General features: G+C 40.0%; 24 protein-coding genes and 2 pseudogenes. 14 read left to right on the top strand and 12 right to left on the bottom strand.

What is annotated here, in order from left to right; genetic code table 11:
- Positions 1-172: 172 nt before the first annotated feature.
- The 3 genes from ACH63V_RS04425 (at position 173) to ACH63V_RS04415 (ending at position 5,021) form a co-directional block, all read left to right on the top strand.
- The gene (locus ACH63V_RS04425; RefSeq protein WP_396462857.1) at positions 173-3,637 is read left to right on the top strand and encodes an ATP-binding protein; all 3,465 of its coding nucleotides are present in this window, start codon (positions 173-175) and stop codon (positions 3,635-3,637) included.
- The gene (locus tag ACH63V_RS04420; RefSeq protein ID WP_032018081.1) at positions 3,634-4,593 is read left to right on the top strand and encodes a response regulator transcription factor; all 960 of its coding nucleotides are present in this window, start codon (positions 3,634-3,636) and stop codon (positions 4,591-4,593) included. The genes ACH63V_RS04425 and ACH63V_RS04420 overlap by 4 nt, the downstream gene beginning before the upstream one ends.
- A gap of 143 nt (positions 4,594-4,736) precedes the next feature.
- Positions 4,737-5,021, top strand: a complete 285-nt coding sequence (locus tag ACH63V_RS04415; RefSeq protein ID WP_001025680.1) for a GNAT family N-acetyltransferase — start codon at positions 4,737-4,739, stop codon at positions 5,019-5,021.
- Positions 5,022-5,130: 109 nt separating this feature from the next.
- Here the strand turns inward: ACH63V_RS04415 and ACH63V_RS04410 are convergent.
- Positions 5,131-5,241: pseudogene (locus ACH63V_RS04410) on the bottom strand (hypothetical protein); the annotation flags it as partial.
- Between the two features lie 64 nt (positions 5,242-5,305).
- Between ACH63V_RS04410 and ACH63V_RS04405 the strand changes: the two are divergent.
- The 5 genes from ACH63V_RS04405 (at position 5,306) to ACH63V_RS04385 (ending at position 9,194) form a co-directional block, all read left to right on the top strand.
- Positions 5,306-5,965: an amino acid ABC transporter permease gene (locus ACH63V_RS04405; RefSeq protein ID WP_001104469.1), complete on the top strand. Its 660-nt coding sequence runs from the start codon at positions 5,306-5,308 to the stop codon at positions 5,963-5,965.
- Positions 5,955-6,620 carry an amino acid ABC transporter permease gene (locus ACH63V_RS04400; RefSeq protein ID WP_000418066.1) on the top strand — a complete coding sequence of 222 codons (666 nt, stop codon included), beginning with the start codon at positions 5,955-5,957 and terminating at the stop codon, positions 6,618-6,620. The genes ACH63V_RS04405 and ACH63V_RS04400 overlap by 11 nt, the downstream gene beginning before the upstream one ends.
- A 2-nt stretch (positions 6,621-6,622) precedes the next feature.
- Entirely contained in the window at positions 6,623-7,354 is a 732-nt protein-coding gene (locus ACH63V_RS04395; RefSeq protein WP_004747520.1) for an amino acid ABC transporter ATP-binding protein, read from the top strand.
- A gap of 30 nt (positions 7,355-7,384) precedes the next feature.
- Positions 7,385-8,245 carry a transporter substrate-binding domain-containing protein gene (locus tag ACH63V_RS04390; protein WP_000476779.1) on the top strand — a complete coding sequence of 287 codons (861 nt, stop codon included), beginning with the start codon at positions 7,385-7,387 and terminating at the stop codon, positions 8,243-8,245.
- An 82-nt stretch (positions 8,246-8,327) separates the two neighbouring features.
- Positions 8,328-9,194 carry a cysteine ABC transporter substrate-binding protein gene (locus ACH63V_RS04385; protein ID WP_000209982.1) on the top strand — a complete coding sequence of 289 codons (867 nt, stop codon included), beginning with the start codon at positions 8,328-8,330 and terminating at the stop codon, positions 9,192-9,194.
- A gap of 43 nt (positions 9,195-9,237) precedes the next feature.
- Here the strand turns inward: ACH63V_RS04385 and ACH63V_RS04380 are convergent, their stop codons facing one another.
- Together ACH63V_RS04380 and ACH63V_RS04375 are read right to left on the bottom strand one after the other, a co-directional pair.
- Positions 9,238-9,357, bottom strand: a complete 120-nt coding sequence (locus tag ACH63V_RS04380; protein WP_396462856.1) for a hypothetical protein — start codon at positions 9,355-9,357, stop codon at positions 9,238-9,240.
- A 76-nt stretch (positions 9,358-9,433) separates the two neighbouring features.
- Complete coding sequence (locus ACH63V_RS04375; RefSeq protein ID WP_396462855.1) at positions 9,434-10,369, bottom strand: LysR family transcriptional regulator; 936 nt, start codon at positions 10,367-10,369, stop codon at positions 9,434-9,436.
- Positions 10,370-10,460: 91 nt separating this feature from the next.
- Between ACH63V_RS04375 and ACH63V_RS04370 the strand changes: the two genes are divergently transcribed.
- Complete coding sequence (locus ACH63V_RS04370; protein ID WP_192836781.1) at positions 10,461-11,099, top strand: LysE family translocator; 639 nt, start codon at positions 10,461-10,463, stop codon at positions 11,097-11,099.
- Positions 11,100-11,187: 88 nt separating this feature from the next.
- Positions 11,188-11,278 (top strand): annotated as a pseudogene (locus ACH63V_RS04365) (hypothetical protein).
- Between the two features lie 256 nt (positions 11,279-11,534).
- Here the strand turns inward: ACH63V_RS04365 and ACH63V_RS04360 are convergent.
- The 5 genes from ACH63V_RS04360 to ACH63V_RS04340 all read right to left on the bottom strand — a co-directional run bounded on the left by ACH63V_RS04360 (position 11,535) and on the right by ACH63V_RS04340 (position 17,104).
- Positions 11,535-13,496 (bottom strand): family 2A encapsulin nanocompartment cargo protein cysteine desulfurase, encoded by a 1,962-nt coding sequence (locus ACH63V_RS04360; RefSeq protein WP_396462854.1) that lies wholly within the window; start codon positions 13,494-13,496, stop codon positions 11,535-11,537.
- Positions 13,471-14,403: a family 2A encapsulin nanocompartment shell protein gene (locus tag ACH63V_RS04355; protein WP_005304322.1), complete on the bottom strand. Its 933-nt coding sequence runs from the start codon at positions 14,401-14,403 to the stop codon at positions 13,471-13,473. The genes ACH63V_RS04360 and ACH63V_RS04355 overlap by 26 nt, the downstream gene beginning before the upstream one ends.
- Before the next feature lie 257 nt (positions 14,404-14,660).
- Positions 14,661-15,602 (bottom strand): serine O-acetyltransferase EpsC, encoded by a 942-nt coding sequence (gene epsC / locus ACH63V_RS04350; protein WP_111853681.1) that lies wholly within the window; start codon positions 15,600-15,602, stop codon positions 14,661-14,663.
- Between the two features lie 18 nt (positions 15,603-15,620).
- Positions 15,621-16,130, bottom strand: coding sequence for a rhodanese-like domain-containing protein (locus ACH63V_RS04345; protein WP_396462853.1), 510 nt, complete (start codon positions 16,128-16,130; stop codon positions 15,621-15,623).
- A 236-nt stretch (positions 16,131-16,366) separates the two neighbouring features.
- Positions 16,367-17,104 (bottom strand): SDR family oxidoreductase, encoded by a 738-nt coding sequence (locus ACH63V_RS04340; RefSeq protein WP_396462852.1) that lies wholly within the window; start codon positions 17,102-17,104, stop codon positions 16,367-16,369.
- Between the two features lie 125 nt (positions 17,105-17,229).
- Here ACH63V_RS04340 and ACH63V_RS04335 point away from each other — a divergent pair, with 125 nt between their 5' ends.
- Positions 17,230-18,150, top strand: coding sequence for a LysR substrate-binding domain-containing protein (locus ACH63V_RS04335; RefSeq protein WP_396462851.1), 921 nt, complete (start codon positions 17,230-17,232; stop codon positions 18,148-18,150).
- Positions 18,151-18,187: 37 nt separating this feature from the next.
- On the opposite strand, the gene yghU is transcribed toward ACH63V_RS04335, so the two are convergent.
- The 3 genes from yghU to ACH63V_RS04320 all read right to left on the bottom strand — a co-directional run bounded on the left by yghU (position 18,188) and on the right by ACH63V_RS04320 (position 20,734).
- Positions 18,188-19,048 carry a glutathione-dependent disulfide-bond oxidoreductase gene (gene yghU / locus ACH63V_RS04330; RefSeq protein ID WP_396462850.1) on the bottom strand — a complete coding sequence of 287 codons (861 nt, stop codon included), beginning with the start codon at positions 19,046-19,048 and terminating at the stop codon, positions 18,188-18,190.
- Positions 19,049-19,081: 33 nt separating this feature from the next.
- Positions 19,082-19,708, bottom strand: coding sequence for a glutathione transferase (gene yfcF, locus ACH63V_RS04325; RefSeq protein WP_396462849.1), 627 nt, complete (start codon positions 19,706-19,708; stop codon positions 19,082-19,084).
- A 120-nt stretch (positions 19,709-19,828) separates the two neighbouring features.
- Positions 19,829-20,734 (bottom strand): LysR substrate-binding domain-containing protein, encoded by a 906-nt coding sequence (locus ACH63V_RS04320; RefSeq protein ID WP_343569506.1) that lies wholly within the window; start codon positions 20,732-20,734, stop codon positions 19,829-19,831.
- Positions 20,735-20,844: 110 nt separating this feature from the next.
- Between ACH63V_RS04320 and ACH63V_RS04315 the strand changes: the two genes are divergently transcribed.
- A complete protein-coding gene (locus tag ACH63V_RS04315; protein ID WP_202732552.1) occupies positions 20,845-21,276 on the top strand; it encodes a CidA/LrgA family protein in 432 nt (143 codons plus the stop codon).
- A gap of 12 nt (positions 21,277-21,288) precedes the next feature.
- Positions 21,289-21,978 carry an LrgB family protein gene (locus ACH63V_RS04310; protein WP_004792992.1) on the top strand — a complete coding sequence of 230 codons (690 nt, stop codon included), beginning with the start codon at positions 21,289-21,291 and terminating at the stop codon, positions 21,976-21,978.
- Between the two features lie 7 nt (positions 21,979-21,985).
- On the opposite strand, the gene ACH63V_RS04305 is transcribed toward ACH63V_RS04310, so the two are convergent.
- Positions 21,986-23,476 carry a PLP-dependent aminotransferase family protein gene (locus ACH63V_RS04305; RefSeq protein ID WP_396462848.1) on the bottom strand — a complete coding sequence of 497 codons (1,491 nt, stop codon included), beginning with the start codon at positions 23,474-23,476 and terminating at the stop codon, positions 21,986-21,988.
- Positions 23,477-23,590: 114 nt separating this feature from the next.
- On the opposite strand from ACH63V_RS04305, the gene ACH63V_RS04300 reads away from it, so the two are divergent.
- Positions 23,591-24,226 carry an FMN-binding negative transcriptional regulator gene (locus tag ACH63V_RS04300; RefSeq protein WP_396462847.1) on the top strand — a complete coding sequence of 212 codons (636 nt, stop codon included), beginning with the start codon at positions 23,591-23,593 and terminating at the stop codon, positions 24,224-24,226.
- Positions 24,227-24,258 lie beyond the last annotated feature (32 nt).

Raw genomic sequence — 24,258 nt, 5'->3', positions numbered from 1 at the left:
CGGTCAATCAACACAAATATTGATCATTGTTTTTTGATGGTTTTGAGTGTGTGATTTTTGGGAAAAATTGAAAATACGTTATTTTGCGTATATGTGCGTATTAGAAAAAATCGCCATGATAAATGACTTTTGGCATAAGGATTGCTGGGTTTAATGCAGCCCTATCCAAAACATGAGTGTTATGCCAGATACTTCACGTCCCCAACAAGCGCCACAACGTGTGATCAAAACACGCCGTGAATATAATATTTGGGTGGCAGATGAAAGTATCGAAGATTATGCACTCCGCTATGCACCTACCTCAGTACGAAAATGGTCGCCTTGGACGGTAACCAATACTGCAATTTCTACAGTTAGCTTTTTGGCGATGGAAGCCATTGGGGCAACCATGCTTTGGCAGTATGGCTTTAGCAATGCATTATGGGCAGCAATTGTCGTATGTACCATTATATTTTTAACCAGTTGGCCGATTAGTTACTACGCCGCAAAATATAATGTAGACGTCGATCTGCTTACTCGTGGTGCAGGTTTTGGCTACATTGGCTCGACCATTACATCTCTAATTTATGCCAGCTTTACCTTTATTTTGCTTGCGTTTGAAGCCGCAATTATGGCAATGGCACTTGAGCTTGCTTTAGGTATTCCGCAAGTTATTGGTTACTTAATTTCTGCCTTAGTGATTTTGCCTTTAGTAGTCAAAGGCATTGGTTTTATTAATAAAGTTCAGGCGATCACACAACCAATCTGGCTCTTATTGCTGTTGTTACCGTGGTTTTTTGTACTTTGGAAACAACCACAAATTTTAAGTAATAGTCTGCATTTTGTTGGGGCAGTTTCAAACTCAACTGATTTTAATCTGTATTACTTTGGTGCGGCGTGCACTCTTATTTTTTCATTTGTGATCCAAATTGGTGAGCAAGCCGACTATTTACGTTTCTTACCGCAAAAAGAAAAGAACAGAACTGCATGGCGTTTTGCCGTTTTTCTAGGTGGTCCGTCATGGATTATTTTCGGATTTCTAAAAGTTTTGATGGGCATGCTGCTGATGGTGTTGGCTTTTCAGCTGTTTATTCCTGTCTCTGAACTAGACAATCCGACTTATTTATATTGGGTTGCCTATCAACAATTTATTCCAAATCCTCAGCTTGCTTTAATTCTCACATTAGCACTGGTTTGCTTGGCGCAAATTAAAATTAATATGACCAATGCATACGCTGGTTCACTGGCATGGTCCAACTTTTTTGCCCGCTTGACTCATAGTCATCCGGGGCGAATTGTCTGGCTTCTTTTTAACGTGTTTATTGCCATTGTTTTGATGGAAATGGGAATTAGCCATGCGGTTGAACGCATTTTGGGGCTATATAGCAATATTGCTTTGGCATGGATTGGTGCTGTTGTTGCCGATTTAATTATCTGTAAACCTTTAGGTTTAAGCCCGAAGGGAATTGAATTTCGCCGTGCTTATTTATACGACATTAACCCCGTAGGTGTGGGCGCCTTACTGATTGCCTCAGTGTTATCGATGCTGAGTTATTTGGGCTTTTTCGGTCTCATGGCAAAAGGATTGGCGAGTTTTATTGCTTTGGGGAGTGCGGTGTTATGTGTTCCTGTTATTGCTTACTTAACTAAAGGCAAATATTACATTGCACGCCAGCCTGAAAAAATTCAGGCAACTTCAGTTGCTAACTGTGTCGTGTGTGAAAGGGACTATGAACTTGCTGATATGGCGGGTTGCCCAGCCTATAACGGTACGATTTGCTCTTTATGCTGCTCACTTGAGGCACGTTGCCACGATTTATGTAAACCCGATGCACGTTGGTCGGTACAGCTCAAAAAAGCCATTTGGCATTATTTACCAGAACGCTGGGCTAGCCGTTTAAATAGCAGGGTCAGTTTGTATTTATTGCTGACTTTGGGGCTGTCGATCGTTTTGGCAGTGAGTTTAAGTCTGGTTTATATCCAGCAAAAAACCTACTTAGAAACCATTAATACCGCAGCCGTTCCACAGCTCTTTACACTGTTTGTGAAAATTTACACTATTCTATTTTTATTGATGAGTGTTGCTGCATGGTGGCTCGTCTTAAACGATGAAAGCCGTCGTAATGCCGAAATCGAAACGCATCAGCAAACAGCATTATTGATTGATGAAATTGCTGCCCATGAAGTCACTTCAAAAGACTTACAAGATGCCAGAATAGCAGCAGAACGGGCCAATGACGCAAAAAGCCGTTATGTCATTGGCATTAGCCACGAACTAAGAACACCTCTAAATAGTATTTTAGGCTATAGCCAATTACTTCAAAAACAAGAACAGCTTTCAGAACAAGGCAAAATGGCGCTCGGGGTGATTAGCCGTAGTGGACAGCATTTGACTTCACTGATTGATGGTTTACTAGATTTAGCACGAATTGAAACAGGCAAAATTTCTTTAAATGTAGTAGACGTTCATTTCCCCAATTTTATTGAACAAATTATTCAAATGTTTCAGCCACAGTTTGAACAGAAGAATTTACAGTTTATTTATGAAATTGGAGAGAACCTACCGCACTATGTCCGTACCGACAAAAAACGCTTAGAGCAAGTGCTCATCAATTTGCTGGGCAATGCTTTAAAGTTTACGACGAGCGGCACAATTACTTTGAAAGTCGAGTATCGTTTTCAAACGGCTTATTTTGAAATTAGAGATACAGGCTGTGGTATTGCCGAGGCCGATTTAGAGCGAATATTTAACCCGTTTGAACGGGGCAGTAATGTGGTTCAAGGTGGGTTTACCGGAACAGGACTCGGATTACCCATTGTAAAATTATTAGTCGATTTACTCGGCGGCCAACTATCTGTGACTAGTCAGCTCAATCAGGGTTCACAATTTAAGATTAAGTTTTACTTACCTTCAAAAGAAGTAGTTCATCCAATTTCTAATGTTTACTCCAACCAAATCACAGGCTATCAAGGCGAGCGAAAACGAATTTTGGTTGTCGATAATGAAGCTGTGGACCGAGGCCTAGTCGCTAATTTTCTCAAACCTTTGGGATTTATGATTGAAGAAGCCGAGTCGGGCATTGATTGTTTAAGACGTGTACCTATTTTTCAGCCGAACCTGATTTTGATGGATTTAAATATGCCTCTGATGGGCGGTTGGGAAACTGCGCGGTTATTACGTCAGAATAATATTACTAATGTGCCGATCTTAATTATTTCAGCCAATGCAGGAGAGCGCGAAGTCAATCCACAAGATGCCGTCTTAAGTGAAGACTTTATGCTAAAACCAATCGATCTCAATTTATTGCTGAGTAAAATTGGAGACAAGTTGGGCTTGGTGTGGATTGATTCCAAATCAGAGACACTCCTTGAAAATAATGAAGTTCAAACACTCGATTTAAATATATATAAGCAAGAGCAAGCTGCTGTTCATACACCAGTCAAACAACTGGAAAATAATGATCTGCTTGATTTACCGCAAAGCTTGCAACAGTTAAATGATTTAATTGGACAGGGGTACATTCGTGGAATTCAACAGACTTTAATGCAATGCCGGCAAAATTTTCCGGAGCATGATGAGTTATGGGAACAGCTGGAACAGGCTATTCGAAAGTTTGATTTAAAACACGCGCAACGATTGATTCAGGATAAGCAATGAGTACGCAACATGTTTCTTTTCAGCAAGCTTCGCCAAACGAGCAGGCTGTTATTCTGATTGTGGATGATGTGCCGGAAAATCTAGGCTTGTTACATGAAAGTCTGGATCAGGCAGGTTATCGCGTGCTTGTCACAACCGATGGATTGAGTGCAATTGAAATTGCACACCGATGCTTACCGGATATGATTTTGCTTGATGGCAATATGCCGCATATGGACGGTTTTGAAAGTTGCATACAGCTTAAAGCGAGTCCAATTACGCAGTTTATTCCCGTTATTTTTATGACAGGTTTGTCTGAGACAGAGCATATTGTGCGTGGTTTTCAGGTCGGTGGGGTGGACTATGTAACCAAACCTTTGAATATTGAAGAAGTATTAGCAAGGGTAAAAACACATTTGGCACATGCCAAACTATTGCAGCAACAAAAACAGGTGATTGATGCAACGGAAACAGCCATTCTTGCGCTAGATGTTCACGGTAAAATTGTGTGGAAAACCCAAAAGGCTAGTGATCTACTAAATCAATATTTACCTGAATTAGACGGTTTTGAAGCAGGCTTAAAAGCTTGGTTTTCAGATTTGGAACATGAAAAAGACCCAAAAAAATTAACCAGCTGTTCTTATTCGACACCATCTCAGCAATTACAGCTTTTATTGCTTACACCGTGGGAAAGTGAGCCAAGTGTGGCAAAAAATTATCTGATACAAATCAAGACTTCTACGCCAGCTTTAGAAATGGCTGATATTTTGAAATATTGCCCGCAGTTGACTCAACGTGAGGCAGAAGTCATGCACTGGTTGTTGTTAGGAAAAACCAATAAAGACATTGCAGAAATTTTGGAGCTGAGTCCACGGACAGTGAATAAACATTTAGAGCATGTTTTTGAAAAACTTTGCGTTGAAAACCGAACTGCTGCGGTGGCGCATATTAATAGCTTGGTGCAAGAGTTTCACTAATTTAAGTGAAGATTGTATTTAAAAAGCATACAGACTCGCTGCTAAAAATAGGCTATTTTTTTACAGTTAAATTTGTTCTTATAGATAAAGATTATACAAAGTCATTTTTAAATAAATACGATTTGTAATATGAGGAATTCATTGTGAATATTCAACAAAAAGATGATACAAAACACGGCAGCTTTAGTTTACTTGATGGTGAAACTGTTGCAGGCGAAATGACTTATACATGGGCAGGCGAAAGCATGCTAATTATTGATGCCACAGATGTAAACGAAAATTATCGTGGACAAGGCGTAGGTCGCCAATTACTTGATGCTTTGGTAGCTTTTGTTCGTGAAAAAGACGTAAAAGTAATTCCGCTTTGCCCATATGCTAAATCGGTTTTTGATAAAGACCCAAGTATTGGTGATGTACTTAGAAAATAAGCAATAAATTGAAAATCATTTAATAAAAATCGGGCATTGGTGTCCGATTTTTTATTGATTTTATTATTCATCTTTGTTTTAGTGAATATGTTTTAAGCAGTTGTATCCAACTGATTTGAAGGTTTTCGATTGCCAGTTCGAATTTATCAAACTTATAGAAAAGCTTATCTAATAAAAATAGTTTTAGACCAATTGGGAAAAAAATAAACTCGTTACACAAATATTTAATGGCTGATGAAAGCTAAATATTTATAACGTTTTAATATTATTTGTTGGAATTTTCCTTGAACTGGCAGTATATCCATAGTGTGTTGCCGCAATTTTTCTCTGCAACTTTGACCACGCTGAAAATCTCAATTATCAGCATTATTTTGGCGATTATTGTAGGGCTGATTTGCAGCATTTTAATCACATATCGCGTGCGGGTGCTAAATAGAATTGCCCAGTTCTATATTGAGTTATCTCGAAATACCCCTTTATTAATTCAACTGTTCTTTTTGTATTACGGTTTGCCAAAACTCGGTATCAAAATCGATGGTTTCACTTGCGGTGTGATCGGACTGACTTTTTTAGGTGGAAGCTATATGGCCGAAGCTTTCCGAGCCGGTTTGCAATCTGTTGCAAAAGGGCAGATTGACTCTGCAAAAAGTATTGGTCTACAACCGATTCAAATTTTTAGATATGTCATTTTCCCTCAAGCGCTTGCCATTTCAATTCCGGCAATAGGGGCAAATTGCCTATTTCTAATTAAAGAAAGTTCTGTGGTGAGTGCCATTGCTGTTGTTGAGCTGCTTTTTGTCACCAAAGACTTAATTGGTATGGACTATAAAACCACCGAAGCTTTGTTCTTACTTATCATGGCTTATCTGATTATTTTATTGCCCGTGTCTATTTTAACCAGTTATCTGGAGCACAGAAGTCGGAAGGTGAGCCATGGAACTTGATTATCTATTTCAAGCGAGTCACCTCGAACGTTTAATGTGGGGACTTTGGGCAACTGCAAAAATTGCTTTTATTTCGGTGTTTTTTTCTGCAATTTTTGGCACAGTTTTCGGCGTCATTATGACTTCTAAAAACATTGTCGTTAAAGCGCTGTGCCGTCTGTATTTAGAAGCTATTCGAATCATTCCAATTTTAGTTTTGCTATTTGTGTTTTATTTCGGCTTTGCGACATGGTTTAACTGGCAGTTTTCAGCAATGTGGGTGTGCGTTGTTGTATTTGTTTTATGGGGTACGGCAGAAATGGGCGATTTGGTTCGTGCAGCCATTACTTCGATTGATCAGCATCAACGCGATTCGGCCTATGCGCTCGGACTTACCCACGTTCAAGCTTTGATCTACGTCATTTTTCCGCAAAGTCTAAAACGAGTAACACCAGGCGCGATTAATTTGTTTACTCGAATGGTGAAAACCAGCTCTTTGGCAGTCCTGATTGGTGTGGTTGAGGTCATTAAAGTTGGCCAGCAAATTATTGAAAATTCGCTGTTGACCGTGCCGAGCGCTTCTCTTTGGATTTATGGCTTTATTTTTATTTTGTATTTTCTGATTTGCTATCCCTTATCTCGTTTGGCAGCACATTTAGAAAAGGTCTGGGAGTAATTATGCCTTTGTTATCGATACAACAATTACAGAAATCATTTGCACAAAGTCATATTTTACAGGGCATTGATCTGGATGTAGAACAAGGAGAGGTGGTTGTTATTTTAGGTCCATCGGGCTGTGGTAAAAGTACCTTATTGCGCTGTATTAACGGCTTAGAACCGATTCAGGGTGGCGAGATTCGTTTAACTGGCTCAGGTGTGCTCGGTAAAGATGTGGACTGGACTAATGCTCGTCAAAAAATTGGCATGGTTTTTCAAAACTATGAGCTATTTGGGCATATGAACGTCATTGACAACATCTTGCTCGGACCACTCAAAGTACAAAAACGCCACCGCGATGAAGCAGAACAAGTAGCAGATGAGTTGCTAAAGCGAGTGGGACTGTTTGAGCGAAAACTTGATTATCCACGACAACTTTCTGGTGGACAAAAACAGCGTATTGCCATTGTCCGTTCATTGGTCATGCAACCTCAGGTGATTTTACTTGATGAAATTACCGCTGCGCTTGACCCAGAAATGGTTAGGGAAGTGCTCGATGTAGTACTGAAATTGGCGAATGAAGGAATGACCATGTTGATTGTGACACATGAGATGTCCTTTGCCCGTAAGGTTGCTGACCGCATTATTTTTATGGATAAGGGCAAGATTATTGAACAGGCTTCACCAGAAGAATTTTTTGAACAGCCGAAAACAGAACGAGCGAAAGCTTTCTTAAATATTTTGTCGTACTAAATTTTTATTATTTGAATCATGAGGAAGTGAATGTTTAAACGTAATTCAATAAAAATATTAAGCAGTTTTGCTGTTGCTGGGGTTTTATTAACTGCATGTAGTAAAACACCATCAACTGAACAGGCAAGTAATGCTCAAGAAGACCATTCTTTAGAACAAGTCAAAAAAAATGGGGTTCTACGCGTTGCCGTTTTTGCAGATGATCCGCCGTTTGGTTATGTAGATAGTGCGGGGAATAATCAGGGCTTTGATGTGGCTCTAGCAAAAAGGGTGACCAAAGACTTGCTTGGTGATGAAAAGAAAGTTGAGTTTATTGTGACTGAAGCTTCAAATCGGGTGGAGTTTTTAAAATCGAACCGTGCCGATGTGGTGTTCGCGACATTTACAGTAACGCCAGAACGTAAGGAAGTTGTAGATTTTGCTGAACCTTATTTAAAAGGTGCTTTTGGGATTGTCTCGCCTAAAGCCAAGCCGATTACCGACATTGCTCAATTAGAAGGTAAGACCTTAATTGTAAATAAAGGCACAAGTTCGGATACCTACTTTACCAAGCATTATCCAAAAGTGAATTTACTCAAGTTTGAAAGAAACTCGGATGCCTTTAAAGCCTTAACAGATGGTCGTGGTGACGCGATTTCACAAGATAGTACCTATGCTTTGGCATGGGCCGCGAAAAACCCAAGTTATGTTGCAGGTATTCAGTCTATTGGTGATCAAGAGTTTATTGCACCAGCAGTTAAAAAGGGCAATACCCAATTATTGAATTGGCTCAATACTGAAATTAAGCAGCTCAGAACAAGCGGTGAAATCAAGAAAATTTATGATGAAACCTTGAAGCCAATTTACGGTGACTCGGTCAATCCGAATGTGTTTTTAGATGTAGGTCAATAATTTTCGATATCACTAGAGCAGTGCCTAAAAGTAGGCGCTGCGATTCTAAATAAGACTTTTACAAGAACGAGAGGGTGAAATAATGACAACATTAACATTTCAAAACGTAAAGCATATTTTAGCTGCGTCTTTACTGAGTTTAGGTTTGGTTGCATGTGACAAAGGAACTCAGTCTACTGAAAAAACGGCTGATACCACACAAACTACGTCAAGTATTGAACAGATCAAAAAGAATGGTGTGGTACGAATTGGCGTATTTAGTGATAAACCGCCATTTGGATATTTAGATGCTCAAGGTAAAAATCAAGGTTTTGATGTAGAAATTGCTAAGCATGTTGCGAAAGATCTACTGGGTGATGAAAACAAAGTTGAGTTTGTTTTAACTGAAGCGGCTAACCGTGTTGAATATTTAAAAGCAAATAAAGTAGATATTATTTTTGCCAACTTTACTGTTACGCCAGAACGTAAGGAAGTTGTCGATTTTGCTAAGCCTTACCTAAAAGTGGCACTAGGTGTGGTTTCTCCTAAAAGCCATCCGATTACCGATGTGGCTCAACTTAAAGATAAAACTTTATTGGTAAACAAAGGTACAACGGCTGATTCATTCTTCACCAAGACTCATCCTGAAATTAAACTACAAAAATATGAGCAAAACACTGAAACTTTTGATGCTTTAAAAGATGGACGTGGTGCTGCGCTTGCCCATGATAACTTGCTGGTTTTAGCGTGGGCTAAAGAAAATCCAAATTACACTGTTGGCATTACCAATTTAGGTGAGCAGGACTTAATTGCACCAGCAGTGAAAAAAGGTGATAAAGAGTTGCTGGACTGGTTGAACCAAGATTTAGAGAAATTGGCAAAAGAAGGCGTGATTCATCAAGCTTATGAAAAAACTTTGAAACCAGTCTATGGCGATACAATTAATCCAAAAGATCTATTAGTTGAGTAATCGTGCTAATAACGATCTGAACTCTAGATAGTCTGTGCTCGAGCTAAGATTCATCTACAGCCTGCCCATAATTTATAAAGAGAATGTTTTTGCAATATTTTTTATAGATGGAAACAGTGGTCAGGTTCTGTAGATGAGAAAGTTTTTTGGTTACTTTTTTCAAAAAAAGTAACAGAATTAGCTGCTTGCTTTAGAGGTTAAAAGGTAGGATTCCATCGTGCTAATTCCTTGACTCTATATTACTTTAACTTAAATAAAGTCGGCTCTGCTGCTAATTTATCTGCCAAATATTGAATAAACACACTCAATTTAGGTGGGACATGCCGTGTCGGTGGGTAAAGTAACCACAGCCCACCACTATAATAGGTCTTAAAATACCAATCTGGTAAAACCTGAACTAAGGTACCTTGTTGTAGAGCATGGCGTGCAACGAAGTACGGCAAGCTTGCAATACCTAAATGCTGTAATGCGGCGCTCAAACGCACACCCGTATGGTTTGCTGCATAACGACCACGCACAGCCACACTGATCGATTTATTTCCTTGTTGAAATTTCCATTTTGAGTCACTGGCTTGTTCACCTAAGTAAATACATTCATGCTGCTTTAAATCATGAGGGTGGTTCGGTGTGCCATGCTTTACCAAATATTCAGGTGTGGCACAAACCAAGTGATCAATATCAATGAGCTTTCGGCCCATAAGGCCACCCGGTGGTTGCTCTGTAATTCGAAGCGCTAGATCAACGCCATCATCAATCAGGTCTACATAACGATCTTCTAAAAGCATTTGAATATCAATTTTCGGGTAGCGTTCTAAAAACTCGGGTAAATGCGGATGAATCATAAAATGCCCCACAGCTTTTGGAACACTCATACGAATAATACCTTCGGGTTCAACATGAAATTGCCCCGAACTTTCCATGACTGCTTGCGCAGCATTCACCATATCTAAACAACGTTGATAAACCTGTTGTCCACTTTCACTTAAACGAAGTTTCCGTGTGGTCCGATAGAGTAAGCGGGTGCCTAAAGCACGTTCTAATCGAGCAATCGCGCGGCTCACAGCAGAAGGTGTTGTACCAAGCTGGCGTGCAGTTTCAGAAAAGCTTTCCGACTCGACAACCTTAACGAAAGTCGCCATTTCATTTAACAGAACCAGACTTTGATTTGTGCTCATGAGGCAAAAGTTATTTGGATTTTGATTGGATTATCGCGTCTAAAAAATCGCAATACAATCTTTTCTGTGATTTTCAGGAAACTAAATTGTTATGTGGCAGTTGTATGGACATGAGTTTTTAACGCTAGCTCTTATTCATTTTATGGCGGTGATTTTACCAGGACCAGATTTTGTGATTACGGTAAGACAAAGTGTACGTTATGGCTACTTAATTGGATGTCTAACCGCAATTGGTATTGGTGTCGGAATTTCAGTGCATGTGTTTTATACACTGGTTGGTATTGGTTTCTTAATTCAACAAAGCGAATGGCTCATGTCACTGATCAGAACAGCGGGGGCAGCTTATTTAGTATATTTAGGATGGCAGTGTTTACGTAGCCAACCGAATACCAATATTGAGATTAATGGCCAAGCAGACAGTGACACTCCGAGTTTGTTTAAAGCTTTTACGATGGGTTTTCTTACCAATGCGTTAAACCCAAAAGCCACCATCTTTTTTCTAGCAATTTTTACGACGATTGTAAGTACGGCTACACCAATGAAAGTTCAGGTTTTTTATGGGGTCTGGATGTGTATGGTCAATGCCATCTGGTTTATGGTGGTGAGTGTACTGTTTGCACAGCCTATTGTACGTAAACGGTTTTTGGAATTTGGGGTTTACTTTGAGCGGGTAATGGGAGTTTTATTAATTGGGATTGCATTGAGATTGATTTGGGGATTGTTTGTTTAAGTTAGTTTTCTTTATAAGTGGATGGACTGTCGCGACGGAGTCTTACCGTTTATTCATCGGAAGAAAGTAGCTAATTCTGTTACTTTTTTTGGAAAAAGTAACCAAAAAACTTTGTCATCTACAGAAGTTGCAAAAACATTATTTTTATAAATTATGGGCAGGCTGTAGATGACTCTTAGCACGAGCCGAAGGTTAATCTAGGAATCGAAATTAAAATAACAAGACTCCGCTGTGATAATTACTTTAAATTGTCTAGAGTATTAATGACTTTTAGCTCGAGCCGAATGCTAATTCAGAAATTGAATTTAAAATAATAAGACTCCTCTGTGATAGCTACTTTGACTTGTTACTTCATATATAACTTTTGAGCTCAAGTAGTTTTAATAAATAATCCATAAAAAAAGACCGCTCAAAAGCAGTCTTTTTTAAATAAATTTAGCTCGTACGCCTATTACGCGTCAGTTGATGTAACACTGACACCAATAAATCAATTTCTTCAGTCGTATTATAAAAAGCCAAAGACGGACGCACGGTCTGTTCTACACCAAAACGACGTAAAATTGGCTGTGCACAGTGGTGCCCAGAACGTACCGCAATACCATGTTGATTTAAAGCTTTACCGACTTGTTCAGTTGAATAGCCTTGTAAGGTAAAGGACATAACACTGGCTTTGTGATGCGCTGTTCCGATCAAGCGTAAACCAGACACACTGCTCAGTGCATTTTGACCATATTCGAGTAGATCATGTTCATAGCGAGCAATGTTATGAATGCCTAGACTTTCGACATATTCAAGCGCAGCGCCTAATCCGACAGCATCGGCAATGTTTCCAGTTCCAGCTTCAAACTTGTTTGGTGCAGGTTGGTAAACTACTTGTTCGAAGGTAACATCCTGAATCATGTTACCGCCGCCTTCCCAAACAGGCATGCTTTCTAGCAACTCTGGTTTTGCATAGACTGCGCCAATACCCGTCGGTCCAAACACTTTATGTCCAGAAAACACAAAAAAGTCTGCATCGAGAGCTTGTACATCGGTAGGGATGTGCGAAACAGATTGAGCACCATCAACTAAAACACGTACACCTTTGGCATGCGCAATTTTAATGACTTCAGCAACAGGTGTGACTGTTCCTAATGCATTCGAAACTTGAGTAATTGACAGCAGTTTAGTGCGTTCATTAATCAGTTTTGGCAACTCTTCTAAAATAATCTGGCCCGTGTTATCCACAGGAATGACTCTTAATTTAGCTCCAGTTTTTTTAGTGAGTTGATACCAAGGCACAATATTGGCATGGTGTTCTAAGTGAGAAACAATAATTTCATCACCTTCACCAATATTTTGCTCACCCCATGTTTTTGCAATCAGGTTAATGCCTTCGGTTGTTCCTCGAACAAAGATAATTTCTTTAGAAGAGGGTGCACCAATAAATCGGGCAACTACATTTCTTGCATGCTCATAGGCATCGGTTGCACGAGCCGCTAACTCATGGGCAGCACGGTGAATATTTGAGTTTTCATGCTGATAAAAATAAGCAATCCGATCAATCACGCGCTGCGGTTTTTGTGTGGTCGCAGCATTATCCAACCAAACTAGAGGGCGGCCATTGACGCGTTCCTGTAAAATTGGGAAATCGCGACGTATGGCATGCACATCGAATGGTTGAGCACTACTTGCTACAAAAGTGGGTTGCGATGGTTGATAGTGACTATAACTTTGTCCACTTTGAGGCAAGTCTAAAAAATAAAATGCAGAGCTTGCCGAACTTTGGGGAGGCGTGTTCGTTGCAAAACGATCTTCCGTCAGCAATGATTTCAGCTGGTCACCATGTGGCAATTGAAAAGACTGTGCAACCGAATAATTATCTTCAACACCTTTAACAGATGGTTCTGCTGCATTGGGAGCAGAAAAATCATTTAAAAAATAATAAGGTGATTCACCTGTACCAGTGGGTAAGTTTGGTTCAATGCGTGGCACATTGGGTTCACTATGAGCAGCTTGTGGCAAATGTGGTTCAAATGGTGGGCGTGGCAAATTAGCTCCACCCACCACAGGCGCAGACGCTACAATTCGACGTTCAGGGTAGTCTGGCAAATTTGGAATATGCTCAGGATATTCCGGATTGAGACTTTTCTGAAAGGCGATATTGGGCGCACGACCACTGAGTGCAGAAAATGGTTCACCCGGTTGCGGTGGGTGAGGTGGCGCTCCGACAGGTAAGTCCAAGTTAAGGCCCGATGAAGAAGTCGAACTGCTTGAGCTTGGCACTGCTGAAAAAAACTCATTAGCAAGTCGAGCAATGGTGGACTCATCAGGGAAGTTGGCTGGTGGGTTAACACCAGTCACTTCAGGTCCCGTTGGACTACCTTGCAGATTACTTGTAGTTAACTGGGTAGTCATGATATTTGTCCACCTCCACATCATCTAACACTGCCAAAGCATCGTCTGTTAATACTGCAAGTGAGCAATATAATGAGATTAGATACGACGCAATCGCGTTACGGTTGATTCCCATAAAGCGTACTGAAAGCCCTGGTGACTGTTCACCAGCAAGACCTGGTTGGAATAAACCAACAATCCCTTGACGCTTTTCACCAACACGAAGCAGCAAGATTTTAGTTTTGCCATCTTCTACAGGAATTTTATTTGATGGAATGAGTGGAATACCACGCCATGTAATGAATTGCGAACCAAATAAGCTAACCGTTGGAGGTGGTACACCACGGCGTGTACATTCACGTCCAAATGCTGCAATCGCATCAGGGTGTGCTAGGAAAAATCCCGGTTCTTTCCAGACTTTACGTAACAAATCATCAAGATCATCTGGAGTAGGTGGGCCATTTAAAGTCGATATACGTTGGTCATCTGTCACACTTGCCAGTAAACCGTATTCAGGGTTATTGATAAGCTCACTTTCTTGACGTTCTTTAATGGTTTCAATCGTTAAACGAAGCTGTTCTTTAATTTGGTCGTGTGGGCTGCTGTAAAGGTCAGCAACACGTGTATGTACATCTAAAACAGTAGATACACCATTTAAAAAGTATTCGCGTGGCTCTGGGTCATAATCAACAAAAGTTTGAGGTAAAGTTGCTTCATCACGTTGTGTGCAAGCGACTTGAATATCATCGGTATTACTTACACGGTTTAAGCGGTAGATACCTGCTTCAACAGGAAGCCATTGAAGTAAGTGAGTCAGCCATCTGGGAGTAATTGTAGAAAGTTGGGGAGCAGTTTTGGTTGCATTGGCCAGTTGACGGGCTGCGTGGTCCCCCAGTGCAAGTTGTGCTTTGTCAGTATTTTTCGCCATGAATCATTTTTCCTTATTACAGTGGCTTGGTTATAAAATGTTAAATTTTTAAATTATCGTGTTAACAGATTAGAATTAAATATTCGATTTTCAAAATATGAATAAGGTATAAATAAATGAATACAGTTCACTTATTATGAATAAGCATATGTTTATGAAAATTTAATATAAATAAGTAATAAACTGATTTATATATACCAAATTCATGTTTTTAATATATTGGTTAAAACTCTTATATATAAAATTGTGAATACGATTTATTTAAATTCTGGATTTTTTTGATAAGACTCCAGTGGTGATTGTAAAATCTGGCTTCCTGCGGGAATACTATGTGTAAGCCAGACATTTCCCCCAATAATGGACCCTCGACCAATCGTAATTCGACCTAAAATAGTGGCACCTGCATAGATCACCACGTCATCTTCAACAATTGGATGGCGTGTATAGTCTTTTTTCAAACCACCATCATCATTGGTTTCAAATCGTTTTGCTCCAAGGGTCACTGCCTGATAAATACGAACACGCTCTCCAATAACACTAGTTTCACCAATCACCACACCCGTACCATGATCGATGAAGAATCCTTTACCGATTTTTGCACCCGGATGAATATCAATACCGGTTGCAGAATGCGCCAACTCGGAAATAATGCGAGACAATAAAGGCACTTGGGCATAGAGTTGATGCGCTATTCGATGATGAATAATCGCAAATATACCCGGATAGCAAAGTAATACCTCATCCACACTATGCGCTGCCGGATCGCCTTCATAAGCAGCACGCACATCGCCGTCTAAAAGACGTCGTATAGAGGGCAAGGTGTTGGCAAAATCCTGCACAATATTTTGAGCAAGTTCGTCTGGTTGTTGGACTGTGTTCGAATGACTCAAATGACGTTTTGCTTCATAGTTTAAAGCCAGTTGTACTTGAGCATGTAAGGCTGTGAGTACCCGATTTAAAGTATAGGCAATATAAGAATCTTCAGTTTCTTGACGTAAGTCAGCAGGGCCTAAACGCATTGGAAATAAAATTCCACATAGGTCATCTAAAATGGCTTTTAACGCTTCTTTAGATGGAAGTTCACGGCCCCCAAATTCTTTGGTTCTGTGTTGCTGCTGACGCCAGTCATGCCTTGCTTGTTGTAAACCTTGTACAACAGCATTAATGTTCCATTGAGTCACAAGCTTTCCTTGATTCACTGAAAATTGATTAAAATATTAGTCTTGTTGCCAAGGAAGTTGATGGATGCGCCAGCCATTTTTCTGATTACGCTGTTGCTGATCATTTAGATCGCCTTCGAAGCCTTCAAGAACGTTATAAATATGCTCAAAACCAGCATTAAATGCGGCCTCGGCAGCTTGTGCTGAACGGTTGCCACTACGGCATAACAAAAGAATGGTTTTGTCTTTGCCAACTTTTGATTCGAGTTCTTTTAAAAAGCGTGGATTACGGTTAAACGATGTGCCTGTTGCCCAAGCGACATGAACACTTTCAGGGACATAACCCACAAATTTACGTTCTTCATTGGTACGCACATCAACTAAAACAGCTTCGCCTTGTTGTACGAGCTGCCATGCATCAGTAGGTGATAAACTGCCACTAAAATTAAGTACATGGTCTTGTGCGTATTGCTGTGCTTTACTAAGAATAGTGTCTTTTGACAAAGATGTATTAGAACTCGAAGAGATAAAACCAGATGGGTTTTCTGTATTTAATTTGGCATTCATTTAAATAATTCCTTATCTTCGATTCAGATTGTTATTGTTCAATTTACGCGTTTTTAAATATAAGCAAAAATAAGTAATATCTATTTATATATATTTTTTTAATAAATAAGCAAGCTAAATATTTTATATAAAACCGTATTAATTAATCTTATAAAGTTCTTCTAATAATATGTTTGATAGATTTTAACATTTGGTAAAAACCATATGAATTATAATAATCCATATGGTTTTAAACATTAAGAAAATCCACCATTTACTCGAATGACTTGTGAATTTACCCACCGTCCATCTGGGCCAGCTAGCATGGCAACTACACTGGCAATTTCTTCAGGTGTTCCGATTCTTTCCAATGGAGCAAGTTTTGCAATAGCTGCCACTTGCTCTTCAGTTTTTCCATTGTAAAAAAGGTCAGTACCTGTCGGGCCGGGCGCAACGGCATTCACAGTAATATTTCGGCCGCGTAACTCATTTGCTAACACATGGACCAAACCTTCTACACCTGCTTTTGACGCAATATAGGGACCATATGCTGGAAAAGATTTAGCAATTACACTGGTTGAAAGCGTAATAATTCGGCCACCATCTGGAACTGTTTCGGCCGCATGCGCCAATATTAAAAAAGCACCACGTAAATTGGTATGAATTACTTTATCGAAATCTGGCAGACTTTCAGGTGTAATTTTTGCCATAGGCATAATACCTGCGCTATGAACCACAACATCTAATTGACCGTTAATGGCTTTAGCTTCTTGAAACAAACGACTCACTTCATGTTCATTTGAGACGTCCGCTTGAATAGCAGAGGCTTGACCACCTTGCTCAATAATATGATCTACAGTGGCTTGGGCATGAACCTTATTGCCCGAATAGTTAACAATCACATAAAAACCATCTTGAGCTAAGCGTTCAGCAATAGCACGACCAATACCACGTGATGCGCCAGTAACCAGAGCTGTCTTTTTTGAAATATTCATTTTTAGATTGCCTGTTTGAGTAGGTATGGCTTATTTTAATAATATAGAAATATGGGATAAATCTTGATAACTGGATAAGATAATTCCATATTTATTAATAATAGACAAGGTTAAAAGCGAGCACCATGGATAAATTTGATACCTTGCAACTTTTTACCCGCATCGTAGAGCTGGGTAGTTTTAGTCAGGCAGCCGATCAGCTAAATATCCCACGCGCTACAGCAAGTAATGCCATTAAGGAGTTAGAGAGTAATTTACAGTGCCATTTGCTAGAACGGACGACTCGGCATGTAAGACCATCACTAGATGGACAAGCATTTTATGAGCGTTGTACACAAATATTATCGGAACTCGATGATGCCGAATCATCTTTACGTAATGTAATTGCACAGCCCCGAGGTTTACTACGTGTCGATTTATCAGGCGCACATGCGACTAAAATTGTTTTACCCAATATCGATCAATTTCACGAGTTGTATCCCGACATTGAACTCGTAATTAGTACAGGCGATCGTTTAGTTGATCTGATTCGGGAAGGGATAGATTGTGTGGTGAGAGCGGGGCGTTTGGATGATTCCACTTTAATTGCTAGACATTTAGTCGATATGCCACAAGTCATTTGCGCAAGTCCTGACTATTTAAATAAACATGGAATGCCACAGCAACCAGAAGATTTGTTATCACATTATTGCGTTAATTTCTTTTCGACATCAGGCGGGCGGAATTATCCATTTGAATTAATGGTGAATGGAAAAAAACAAGATTATTTTTTGAAAAGTTGGATCGCGGTAAATGATGCTGAAAACTATGTATTATCTGCTTTACGTGGGGCAGGTCTAATTCAGGTTCCGCGCTATCATGTAGCGAATGAGTTAAAAGACGGACAACTGGTTGAGGTTTTATCTGAATGGCAAATCCCGAAGATGTCAGTTTCTGCACTATATCCGCAGCATCGGCAGCTCTCGCCACGCGTACGAGTTTTTGTCGCTTGGCTGAGTGAGTTATATACGAGTTATTTTGCCAACTTTGAATACCCGCAAAAATGAAATATCTTGCGGGTGAGTCAAAAACTGAATGATATTTTTAAGACTGATTCTGCAATTTATCTTGAGTCTTGGTCTCAAAATCACTTGCATCATGGCGTTCATGCAACTGCGTAGCTAAATCACCAAAAGTACGGTTGACCATACGGCCACGTTGAACTGCAGGGCGAGCTAAAATCGCATTTGCCCAGCGCTGAACATTTTTATATTGATCGACACCTAAAAACTCTGCGCCGTTATACACCCAGTTTTTAACAAGACCACCATACCAAGGGAATGCAGCAATATCAGCGATGCTATATTCAGAACCAGCCAAATATTCATGCTTTGCTAGATGCTGATCTAATACATCAAGTAAGCGTTTTGTTTCCAAGGCAAAGCGGTTAATTGCATATTCAATTTTGACAGGGGCGTAGGCATAAAAATGCCCAAAACCACCACCTAGGTAAGGCGCGCTGCCCATTTGCCAGAATAACCAATTAAGACATTCAGTACGTGCAGCAATATCAGTTGGAATGAAAGCCTTAAATTTTTCAGCTAAATAAAGCAAAATTGAGCCAGACTCAAATACTCTTAATGGCGGGTTTTGGCTATGGTCAACCAATGCTGGAATTTTAGAGTTTGGATTAATTTCTACAAAGCCACTACCAAATTGCTGTCCTTCACCGATTTTAATCAGCCATGCATCATATTCAGCATCTTGGTGTCCTAGAGCTAAAAGCTCTTCTAATAAAATAGTGACTTTTTGACCATTAGGCGTTGCTAAAGAATAGAGCTGGAGCGGATGTTTCCCTACTGGAAGTGTATGCTCGTAACGTGCACCTGAGGTAGGTTGGTTTAAATCGGTTTTTTCTCCAGTCCATTGCCAAACTTGTGGAGGAATATAGTTTGAATCACTCATTTTTTATCTCATGTTTGGTGTAAATATAAGGATTTATTTATGTCGCAAGGCAAGCCATTTTTGTACGGTCGGTCTTTGCCATTGCTGTAATGCATAGTTTTTTAAACGTTCTGGTACAGCATCACCATTTTGAATAAGGCGTTGCAACATTAATGCAAGTTCAGCATCCACAATGCTCCATGAACCAAAAAGAAATTCGGCATCAGACGCAAGAAGTTTTTCTGCAACAAAGAAAAGTTTCTCCGCAGCTTTTAGACCTTCTTCTGAAAGTGGAGTGGACTTGGGCTGAATAAAAATAACATCGGTTGGACGCTCAGTTCTTAGTGCCACTAAGTCTGATCGGAGCCATGCCTGAATTTGTCTTGCTCTTGCGCGTGCTTGAATATCTTTTGGATAAATAGATGTGTTTGGATAAAGCTCTTCAAGATATTCCAAAATGGCGGAGGATTCTGATAAGGCAAAATCATTGTGTTCAAGTACCGGCACTTTGGCAGTTAATGACTTTGCTACATAAGATTTTTCAAACTGGCCTTGCTGGCCTAAGTTGATGGTCGCTATTTCAAATGGAATTTGTTTTTCATGTAGCCCTACAAAAACTGTAAAAGCGTAGGGACTTAGAAATTGTGAGTCTGTGTACAGCTTAAAATGTTCATTATTCATTGTTATTGTCCATGTCATAAAACAATCGGATCTAGTCTAAGTGAGCTGATCCAAGATTGGGTAGCTTTTTTGTGGAAAAGCTTTATCGGTTTTTGAATTAAGCCATTTCAGTGTTCAAGGTTAGGGCTTAATGTGCTGAAAATGCTGACGAACAATACTAAGCCATGCCTGTACCGCTGGTGAGACAGGAAGATTCTTTTTCCAAGCCATGACTAAGTGCCACTGAATATTTGGTTTTTCGAGTGGAACTGCTGCAAATAAACTAGGGTCAAGCATGTCGGTATAATACTGCGGGAGAAGTGCAATCCCCATTCGCTGTAGCACCATATCTGCCAAAAGGTGCCATTGGCTGGTACGGCAAGCAATGGTTGGGTAAAAACCATGCTGCTTACAGGCATCGAGAATAATACTGTTTAAAGAGAAGTTTTCAGGAAACATTAAAAATGATTGGTGTTGTAGCTCTTCTAGATTTATTTTTTTACGGGTTGCCCAAGTCGCATCACGACGTAAAAGAACCATTAAAGGGTAGTTACATAGCTCAATGCTATTAAAGATTTGCTCATCAAAAGGCTGCAATAAAACGCCAACGTCTAGTTCATTGTTAAGCAAAGCTTGTTCAATACCACGTGAACCAACCTCCATAAAAGCTAATTCAATATCTGGCAATTGCTGATGATAATCAAATAGGGCAGTTGTTAAGAGCTGAGAGCCTAAAGGCGGAACGCCAAGTTTTAAAGTTCCTGTTTTTAATTGTTGATAGTTTTCAATTTCAAGAAAGATGTTTTGTTCTGCCTGAAGAAGCTCGAGTGCATGTTGATAAATGCGCTCTCCAATTTCAGTTAGTTCAATTTGTCTTTTTCGTCCATGATCAGGTTTAACCAACAGTTGTACCTGAAGCTGCTCTTCAAGCTGCTGTAATATTTTACTAATAGTCGGTTGAGTCAGATACAACTCTTCAGCAGTACGGGTAAAACTTTTAGTTTTTACCAGTGTAACGAAGCACTGAAGTGATTTTAGAGAAAGCATAATAAAGAATAAATTATTCCATTTTGGAATGATATTAGCATGAATAATTCATATTTAGCAGCTTTAACCAAGATAGCATAATGGTGTAGTTAACCATTTAATTTCGCAAAATGAGTACTGAATCTGCTTCTGGCACACCCACACAACCTTCACTTTTAGTTTTAGTTAAACAAATTTTGATTTTGGCTGGATTTTGGTGCGTCGGATATCTCTTACATCAAAAACTTGGCGTACCTGTCTCGGCAGGCATTTTAGGTATGTTTTTATTGCTTCTATGCCTGTTCTTTAAAATTATCAAAATGGATCAGGTAGCAATGGGAGCAACCGTTGTTTTAGGTGAACTGTTGCTGTTTTTCGTGCCCGTTGTGGTCGCTGTAGTGCAGTATAAAACCTTGTTTATGACCGAAGGATGGCAAATTGTTTTGAGCATTGCGGTTGGGACCATTTCGGTCATGCTCAGTACATGTCTGACGATTCACTATTACAATCGTTTGAAAGCTTATTTACAGGCTCGAAAACGTCTTCAACATAAGCATATCTAAAGAGCAACCGACATGAATATTTGGTCAATTCTTTGTCTCATCTGGACTTTGGTCGCTTATGTTGTAGCAAAGCGAATCTATCAGAAAAATCCGAAACTTTGGTTATCGCCCGCAATTAGTGTGCCTGTACTCACCATTATTTTGATGACGATTTTTGGAATTTCATATCAAACTTATGCTGAAGATACGCAGTGGATTGTTAATTTATTAGGGCCTGCAACAGTTGCGTTTGCTGTACCGATTTATCGTTATCGGGAAACGATTCGTAAAAACCTTGGAGTCCTTTCAATTGCGATTATTGTGGGGATGAGTGTAGGTGTGATGTCAGCCTATGAGATGGCACAGTGGTTCCACTTTAGCCCAGAAGTGACCAACAGTTTAATGGCACGTTCTATTTCAACACCTTTTGCCATGATTTTAGCGGAAGATATTCACGGTTCGGCAGCATTGGTTTCACTATTTACCGTTATTACTGGTTTGGTCGGTATGATTTGCGGCGATGCGATTTTAGCGATTACTAAAATCCGTTCTAACGTAGCAAATGGGGCGGCCTTTGGTAATGCAGCCCATGGTTTTGGTACAGTCAGAGCACAGCAGCGCAATAGTGAAGAAGGGGTGATTGCCAGTTTAACCATGGTCATTGCAGGTATTTTAATGGTACTGATTGGGCCATTTGCGATTCATCTATGGCTGTTATTGTAGGCTTTGTCTAAGTCGGCTTGTCATATTGTTGAATAATCTTTGATAGTTTTTTTATGGCTTGTTGCATCAGTTCGGGTTCAAAATCGCCTAAGCCGACAATTAAACCTGGACGTTGTTGCTCTTTTGAAAATGTCGGTGAAATTGCTTTGATGGCAATACCTGCATCGACTGCCGAGCTTGCAACGTCAATATCATTAATATGGTGAGCAAGCCATAACACCATATGCATGCCTTGATCGCCGGGTTGTAACCAAGCCAGTTCTTGAGGTATATATTTTTCAATCAAGCCAATAATGTATTCTCGAACTTCTGCATAGACATTTCGAGTACGTCGAATATGTCGTTCCAAATAACCCTCTTGAATAAAAGCAGCCAAAACGTGCTGGTCAGCTGCAGGTGGATGTCGATCAATTAAGACTCTAAGCCCACAAAAAGGTGCTACCAATTCTTTAGGTAACACAGCATAGCCAAGTCTAAGGGAAGGAAATAGTACTTTGCTGAAAGTACCCAGATAAATGACTTGGTCGGGTGCCATGCCTTGTAAAGATGGGAAGGGCTGACCGTTATAACGGAGTTCGCTGTCATAGTCATCTTCAATGATCCATGCATTTTGCTGTTTTGCCCAAGCCAATAAAGCAGTGCGTCTAGCTAGACTCATCGGCATGCCAAGTGGATATTGGTGAGACGGTGTCACAAAAGCAGCACGGGCATGTTTAGAAAGTTTAATTCCGGTTTCAACATGAATACCTTCTTCATCGACAGGAACACGCACCATTCGAATATTCTGTACAGCATGCTCAAAAATAGCCGTTGTACCCCGATAAGCTGGATCTTCTATCCAGACTTCATCTTTCGCCTCAAATAAAATTTGGCTGCAAATATAAAGTGATTGTTGAATGCCGGGCGTAATCACAATTTGTTCAGGTTCGCAGTGGACAGAACGTGACCGTCGTATATAGTCTGCTATAGCAATTCTTAGTGATAATACACCTTGAGGTTCACCATAACCTGATGGAGCACCTGCTCCCCGTGATCTAAATTTATTACCAAACTTACGCCAGATGTCGCTCGGTTGGGTGCGGGCAATGGGAACAGATACTGCAAAAGGGGCGTGAGGAAGTGGTTTAAACTCTTTAAGCACTTGGGCATAAGAAAGTGCCGACTTCGTCAAAGGGATTGAGCTGGGTGTGGTTTCTTTTTGAGAATGTTGCGGCGTAGTTTTTTTAGTTAAAGCATGAGACACATAGGTGCCTGTTCGTGCTTGAGAGTCAAAAACGCCTTCAGCTAAAAGCTGATCGTAAGCTTCGATAATCGTTCCGCGAGCGACTCCAAGTGTTTGAGCCAGTTCTCGTGAAGAAGGCAACGGATCGCCGGGCTGTAAATCACCACTTTGTACAGCTTCACGCAAAGCTTGGGTCAGTTGAGCACTTATTTTTCCTTGGCTTTTATTAATCTTTGCAATCGACGGAAGTTCAACAACTTTTGCCATTCTTGCCATAATTCTGGTCTACTTAAAAAAATACAAAGTGGTTCTTTTTAATAAACCACAGAAACCAGAAAATTTACAACACAAAATATAAATAACCCTGATATTTACAGTGAGGTTTTAGCCATGTATATCCCCGATGATTATGCAGAAAACCGTTTGGATGTATTGCATTCTCTTATTACCGAATATCCATTTGGTGTGCTTTTTACGCATGGAAGTAATGGCTTAGATGCAAATCATCTTCCATTCGAATTACAGGCAAGCGAAGGGGAATTTGGTTTACTACGTGCGCATGTGTCTAGAGTTAATCCTGTCTGGCAGGACATTAAAAATGGAGATGAGGTACTGGTCGTATTTCAAGCAGGCGATGCTTATATTTCACCAAACTGGTACCCATCCAAACATGAACAGCACAGACAAGTACCGACATGGAACTATAGGGTTGTGCATGCTTATGGCAAAGTAACCATTCGAGATGATGAACGATATGTCCGTGGTGTTGTGGCTCGTTTAACTCGTACCCACGAAGCATCTCAACCTGAACCATGGAAAATGTCCGATGCACCAAAGGACTATCTTGAACCGATGTTAAAAGCCATTGTAGGTATTGAGATTGAAATTACCAAGCTGCGAGGCAAATCAAAACTTGGGCAAAACAAAGAACGTCAAGACATTTTGGGCGCGGCAGATGGCCTATCGAAATCTGGTCATCAAACCATAGCAGACGCTATGTATAGTGTGGCTGAGTTAAATAAATAATTTTGAAAATATAAAACTTTAATATCAATTGA

This window comes from Acinetobacter sp. ABJ-A23_2 (assembly GCF_044538765.1).
In the GTDB taxonomy this organism is placed as follows: domain Bacteria; phylum Pseudomonadota; class Gammaproteobacteria; order Pseudomonadales; family Moraxellaceae; genus Acinetobacter; species Acinetobacter nosocomialis_A.
This window is presented reverse-complemented; position numbering and strand designations above follow the sequence as displayed.